The 6,000-nt window shown below is 48.8% G+C and carries 4 protein-coding genes; all 4 read right to left on the bottom strand.

Going from position 1 to position 6,000, the window contains the following annotated elements; genetic code table 11:
• A partial coding sequence (locus tag L5M38_RS12825; RefSeq protein ID WP_411569308.1) for an Ig-like domain-containing protein occupies window positions 1-300 on the bottom strand: 300 nt, incomplete at its 3' end.
• A gap of 20 nt (window positions 301-320) precedes the next feature.
• The gene (locus L5M38_RS12820; RefSeq protein WP_263179354.1) at window positions 321-3,182 is read right to left on the bottom strand and encodes a retention module-containing protein; all 2,862 of its coding nucleotides are present in this window, start codon (window positions 3,180-3,182) and stop codon (window positions 321-323) included.
• 433 nt (window positions 3,183-3,615) lie between these two features.
• A complete protein-coding gene (locus tag L5M38_RS12815) occupies window positions 3,616-4,782 on the bottom strand; it encodes a heme biosynthesis HemY N-terminal domain-containing protein (RefSeq protein ID WP_263179353.1) in 1,167 nt (388 codons plus the stop codon).
• Entirely contained in the window at window positions 4,779-5,960 is a 1,182-nt protein-coding gene (locus L5M38_RS12810) for a uroporphyrinogen-III C-methyltransferase (RefSeq protein WP_263179351.1), read from the bottom strand. Before L5M38_RS12810 ends, L5M38_RS12815 begins: the two co-directional genes overlap by 4 nt.
• Window positions 5,961-6,000: the final 40 nt, after the last annotated feature.

Here is a 6,000-nt window from a genome sequence, read left to right as displayed (position 1 = left end):
GACGCCGGTGACGGCGGCATCGCTGTTTTCAAAGGTGTCGTTGTCGAGCACATCAATGATAACGGCGGTGTCTTCGTTGGTGAGGGCGGTGTCGGCCACGATATCCGCGACCGGGGTCACGGTGACGCTAATCACTTGGGTGACACTGTTGCCATCATCATCGGTGATGGTAACGGTGAAGCTGTCGTTGCCGTAGTAGTCTGCGACAGGGACATAGCTCCACAGGCCCGTTGCYGGGTCAATGGTGGCGGTGCCGTTGGCGGGATTGCCGCTGACGGTAAACACTGTGCCGTCCGTCAGGCCATCGGCATCAGTCGCGGTTAAGGTGCCAGTGATGGCCGCGGCATCTTCAGAACGGTGACATTGACGGTGGTGGTTTCAGTCACGCCGCCCGACGTCACGGTGTAAGTGAAGCTGTCAGTACCATGGAAGTTCGCGCTTGGGGTGTAAGTCACGGTGCCATCGGCATTGATGGTCACGGTGCCGTTGGCGCCATTGGTGACGCCGGTGACGGCGGCATCGCTGTTTTCAAAGGTGTCGTTGTCGAGCACATCAATGATAACGGCGGTGTCTTCGTTGGTGAGGGCGGTGTCGGCCACGATATCCGCGACCGGGGTCACGGTGACGCTAATCACTTGGGTGACACTGTTGCCATCATCATCGGTGATGGTAACGGTGAAGCTGTCGTTGCCGTAGTAGTCTGCGACAGGGACATAGCTCCACAGGCCCGTTGCYGGGTCAATGGTGGCGGTGCCGTTGGCGGGATTGCCGCTGACGGTAAACACTGTGCCGTCCGTCAGGCCATCGGCATCAGTCGCGGTTAAGGTGCCAGTGATGGCCGCGGCATCTTCAGCGCCATTGCCTGAGGTGCCGCCAGTGACCGTGGTCGGATCATCGACTGGCGTTACTTTAATCGTTAATGTGGCGGTCGAACCAGTGTTAGTCGTGTAGGTGATGACCGGCACTGTGCCGTTCCAGTTTGCATTCGGCGTGAAGGTGTAAGAGCCATCGGCATTGATGACTAAGCTGCCATCCTCTAAAGTAACTGTGGTGCCCGCGGTCACGGTATCGTTGTTTACGGTAAAGCTGACCACAGATAGTTCATTATCCACATCGCTGTCATTGGTGAGCACGTTGCCTGTGGCAATCGAGTCTTCATCAACGGTATTAGTATCGTTGGCTAACGCAGAGGCATCATCAACAGGGGTCACATTAATGGTTAATGTGGCTGTTGAACCAGTGTTAGTCGTGTAGGTAATGACAGGTACTTGGCCATTCCAGTTTGCATTCGGCGTGAAGGTGTAAGAACCATCGGCATTGATGACTAAGCTGCCGCCTTCTAGGGAAACAGTGGTGCCTGCGGTAACGGTATCGCCATTCACAGTGAAGCTGACAACGGAAAGGGGGCTGTCGATATCGGAATCATTATCAAGCACATTGCCTGTTGCTGCAGTGTCTTCTGCAACTGTGGCGCTGTCATTTGCAAGGATGGAAGTATCATCGACAGGGCTGATATTAATGGTTAGCGTTGCTGTTGAGCCCGTGTTGGTCGTGTAGGTAATGACAGGAACTTGGCCATTCCAGTTTGCATTAGGCGTGAAGGTGTAAGAGCCATCGGTATTGATGACTAAGCTGCCGCCTTCTAGGGAAACAGTGGTGCCCACGGTAACAGTATCGCCGTTCACGGTGAAGCTGACAACGGACAGGGTGCTGTCGATATCGGAATCATTATCAAGCACATTGCCTGTAGCTACAGTATCTTCTGCAACTGTGGCGCTGTCATTTGCAAGGATGGAAGGATCGTCGACAGGGTTAACATTAATAGTTAGCGTTGCTGTTGAGCCAGTGTTAGTGGTGTAGGTGATGACTGGTACTTGGCCATTCCAGTTGGCATTGGGTGTGAAGGTGTAAGAGCCATCGGCATTGATGACTAAGTCGCCGCCTTCAAGTTCAACTGTGGTGCCTGCGGCCACTGTATCGCCATTCACGGTGAAGCTAACGACCGATAAGGTGTTATCCACATCGCTGTCATTGGTGAGCACGTTACCGGTGGCAACGGTATCTTCATCAACGGTATTAGTATCGTTGGCTAACGCAGAGGCATCATCAACAGGGGTCACATTAATGGTTAATGTGGCCGTTGAACCCGTGTTAGTGGTGTAGGTGATGACTGGTACTTGGCCATTCCAGTTTGCATTTGGCGTGAAGGTGTAAGAGCCATCGGCATTGATGACTAAGCTGCCGCCTTCTAGGGAAACAGTGGTGCCTGCGGTAACGGTATCGCCATTCACAGTGAAGCTGACAACGGACAGGGTGCTGTCGATATCGGAATCATTATCAAGCACATTGCCAGTTGCTGCAGTGTCTTCTGCAACTGTGGCGCTGTCATTTGCAAGGATGGAAGGATCATCGACTGGGCTGATATTAATAGTTAGCGTTGCTGTTGAGCCCGTGTTGGTCGTATAGGTGATGACAGGTACTTGGCCATTCCAGTTTTCATTCGGCGTGAAGGTGTAAGAGCCGTCGGTATTTAAAACTAAAACACCACCTTCGAGAGTCACTTCTGTGCCTGCTGCGTAGGTGGTACCGCTGATTTCGAAGCTCACAACACTTAGAGTGGAATCCACATCAGTGTCGTTATCGAGCACATTGCCAGTCGCTACAGTATCTTCATTGGAAGTGTTGCTGTCATTAGCAAGTGCTGAAGGTGAGTCTGCTGCAATGGTGAATTGTGGAATATTAACCGTCGTTCCAGTCAGTGCTTGGCCGCTTGTTGAGTAGCCTGAAGCTGCAATGGTTTCTGTGCCGCTACGGGCTAGAGTGACATAACCCGAGTTACCATCACTGCCTGGTGTATTACCTGCTGCGGTTTCTGGTAGGTTCTGAGTTGGGTCTTCACCGGATGCAATAAGATCTTGTAATGCTTGAATTTCATCTAGGGCTGCTTCGTTAGCCGTGCCAGAGGCTGCTGCAGTAGTTTCGCTGGGCGCGACTTCATTTGATAGCTTAGTGCCATCATCGAAGGTAATTTCATAGGTTGCGTTTTCGCCAATATGGAGCACAGCACCTTTAGGGAGTTGTTCGCCATCCTTAGCGGGTTGATTTGAACCATCAACTTCGACATTGATTTGCCCTTTTACTAACTTAAGCAAACCTTTCTTTGATGTAATTACCGATCCCATAGTAAGCTCCCAACAGCCAAAGTGTGTTAATCCATAGACGCACAAGTCCAACAAATATGTCGCACTGTGATACAAGTGGTGGAATTTTAGCTAACGAAACGACTTAAGTCAATTTTTTGACGCGCTTGTGTCGCCTGTTCTTATGCGGTTTTACGGATCTTAATACGCAAAAGTGACAATTTTTAGACCTGTAACTAGATGTAGTAGCTATATCTATAAAAAGGGCCGTATTTAGTACTTTTTAACTCTAAGATTAAGCATAGTTATAAGAAATTAATCTGGATTGGGAGAGTGGTTTTTACGGAAAAGAAGCGACACGATCTAGTTTTTAACATTTTTGGCAAGTGAAGTGGGTTTTAATATGCCAGCATTGGCAAGTGCCGTGATCTTTCGTTACTCAAATCACGGCGACTAGGTTGCAGGCATTGTAGAACTACAGATTAACCGCCTGACGATAACTTTGATTTGCGTTACCTTGTTCGCCTAACTGTTCTTGAATCCGCGCAAGCGCCAACCAAGAGGCTTTTGTGGGTTCGAGTCGGCAAACATTTTGCCAGCAGGTTCTGGCTTCTTTCATATCCCGTGTTTGCTGATAAAGTTTAGCTAAGCACATCTGGTAGTCGGCATTATTCTCATGGGTGATTTCATGCTTGAGTAACTGCTTACGGATTTCTGTATCTTGGGCTGTCGTTATTTCTGGAATGACTTCTAAAAGCGCTGATTCAGGAGCAGTGCGTAATTTTTTCGAGAGTAGCTTCAGCGCTTGCTCTTTGCGATTAAAGCGGCATAAACCCACAGCATAAATCGCCAAAAACTCAGACTGATTGCGCTCACTGCGAGATAACCACTGCCAGCATTGTTCTAAGGCTGCTTCGCCTTTAATGGTTGCGGCTTTGAGTAAAGCGCAGTGAGTGATTACATTGAGTTCATTTAGCTGGGTGTCATCTAGGATCTGGCGCTTCTTCAAAATAGGTAACAATAGCTTGAGCGCATCCCAATCCTCTTGTGCTCGATATAACTCGAGGGCGAGTTTGAGTACCGGTGCTTTGCTCTTACTTGTGGGGGCTAATTTATCGAGCTCGGCGCGGGCTAAAGCTAACTCTCCTTGTTTTAACAGATATCGAGTACGCGTGGTTGCGACGGCATTCGCGGCCAGCGGTTGTGTTGCAGCACGGTCAAGATATTGATCACGCTCTGCTATTTTCTGTTGATATTGGGCAGCACGAGCTGCTGCAAGTAAATTAAGTGCAGGGAGTTCGCCATTATCGGCGCCTTTTATCATAGCGCGTTCCGCTGCTGGCCAATCTTCTTCTGCCAGAGCCAGTGCACCCATTAAGGTATGCTTTTTCGCGGAGCGACGGCGCCAGTGGCGAGGAATAAAACGGCTACGCAGCATGAGATTAATAGCGCTAATCACCAACCATTCTAGTACTTGGAACATGGCATAAAATACAATTAAGGCAATGATCCCAAAGACTAAACTGGTCTCAATCTGGTAGTCACCTGCCACAATGTATACATAACCTGTGTTGCCCACCAACCAAGGGCTAATGCAGAGCCCTATCAGTATTATCCCTAAGAAAATTAATATCTTGATCATAATGGCACATCCTCTGATGAGGTCAGTTCACCATAGCTTGTCAGCTGTAATAGCAGAGGTTTTGCGGCAAAGGATTTCAGAGTAATAGGATCAAGTTCTAATGTCGCCAATGTATCGATTTTGGCGATGGCTTCAGCCGTCTTGTGATCTTGCGTATCAAAATAGGTTTGAATCCACTTACGCACCATCATTAGTGATTGGTGATAAGCAGCCCTGTCGTAGCGGTATAACGCAAGTTGAGATTGCAGCAGTTTATGACGAATGTTTTCAACCAGATACCACTGTTGCTCAGGAGCGAGTAAAGCGGGTGCATCGGCTGTTCTATGGCGTATGGTGATAAAGTCTTGGGTTAACGCTTTCCACGTCTTCCCTAAGTTGCTCTGCCAGTCATTTAAATCGCCAGTAATGTTTGTATCTTCAGGGGCATCGGTTTCTGCATCGGTGCGATTAAGGGGTAGTTTATCGAGTTGCTCAATTAAGGCATCGAGTGCTAATACACTACCATCAATATCTGTGGTTTTAATACTTGCAGTCGCGGCGATATCTTTTGCCAGAGCTTTACGAATAGGTAGCAAAGCGGGATTGTTCATGGCGGCGATGGTTTCATCCGCCGACTTTAATAGATCGGTGGCGGTGCGGGGATCTTTTTCTAACCAAAGTTTACGGCCCGCCATGTTTACTAGATATTCGGCTTCTGACGCCATCCAATGCGTTGGGCTGCGTTGGGCGAGTTTATTGATCCTGTCCTGCAGTTGATTTTGGTCTTCTGCCAATTTTGTTAATTCTTGATAGGTCTTAGCATCATTCAGTTGTTGCTGTTCAAGCTGGCCAATACGTTGATTGGGTTGTAGCAGGGCTTGCTGTAATTGGTCCTGCAGGGCGATATTTTTCGCATCCTGCGCCAGCAGTTGCTGTTGCATCTGTTGGTATAACATAAAACCGCCGCCAAGGGTGCAAGCGGTTAAACCCAGCGCTAATAACACCCCAAAGCGAATCGCCCATGAACTTCTATTGGGTACTGGCGTTTGACTCGGCGTGCTTGAAGGTGTGGCTTTGGCTGTTTGGGATTCAGTTGATGGCGCTGAAGTTATGGGCGTGTCATCAGTCGTTATTGATGGTTCAATAATAGAGGTAGCCTGTGATTCAGGGCTCTTTGCGTCGTGCTTGTTGTTATCCATTTAACAGTCCTTGAAAACATGCTACTGCCGAAATTCGAGT

Origin of the sequence: Shewanella sp. SM101 (assembly GCF_025654465.1) — a bacterium.
Taxonomy (GTDB): domain Bacteria; phylum Pseudomonadota; class Gammaproteobacteria; order Enterobacterales; family Shewanellaceae; genus Shewanella; species Shewanella oncorhynchi.
Note: the sequence above shows the minus strand (reverse complement) of the source record. Positions and strands in the feature narration are given on the sequence as shown.